Origin of the sequence: Streptomyces lushanensis (genome assembly GCF_001700515.1) — a bacterium.
GTDB lineage: Bacteria > Actinomycetota > Actinomycetes > Streptomycetales > Streptomycetaceae > Streptomyces > Streptomyces lushanensis.
In genome coordinates, this window is sequence record NZ_MAUD01000643.1 from 1 (window position 1) to 651 (window position 651).

Below are 651 nucleotides of genomic sequence, written 5' to 3' on the forward strand. Positions count from 1 at the left end.
GGGTCAGTTGGTCGGGGCGGGGATGCCGGTCGCGGCGCTGAGCCCCCTGGAGCTGGCCCGCTGGGTCGGCGAACGCGTAGGAGGTGCGCACCGATGACCGATGCCACGGCGGTACTGCCGCCGGTGACCGCCGCGGTGGCCGCCGCCGCACTCGATCTGCTGCCCGCGCGGCTGCGCAAACGCGTGGACGGCGCGGTGGCGAAGGCCGCCGGATGGCCGGTCGAGCCGTGTCCGGACGGTGTGCTGGTACGGGTCGCGGACGACACGGTGGTGACGTTGAGGGTCACGGCCGGGATCGTGGCCGCCGACGATCACGCCGTATGCAGTTGTCTGCTGGCCCCGGCCTGTCTGCACCGCGCGGCCGTGCTGTCGAGCGCGCCCCTTGCGGTGGAGGAAGCGGAGGACGCGCAGGAGGAGACGGGCGAGAGCGAGAAGCGGGACGAACAGCAGGGAGGATCGAGGGACGGGAGCGCAGCCGAAGCGCCCGCGGCCGTCGGCGACGTCGTCCTCACTCCCGCCCGGTCCACCGCGCTCGACGCCCTGCGTGACGCGGTGACAGCCGTTCTGGTCGCGGGGATCGCCGGTTCCGGCGCCGTGCACCGCGCCGAACTGCTGCACGCCGCGCACTCGGCGCGGCTGGTCGGGCTGCAC

Annotated in this window: 1 pseudogene; it reads left to right on the plus strand. The window is 74.5% G+C overall.

Going from position 1 to position 651, the window contains the following annotated elements:
• Window positions 1-93: 93 nt before the first annotated feature.
• Window positions 94-651 (plus strand): annotated as a pseudogene (locus tag BFF77_RS32090) (SWIM zinc finger family protein); the annotation flags it as partial.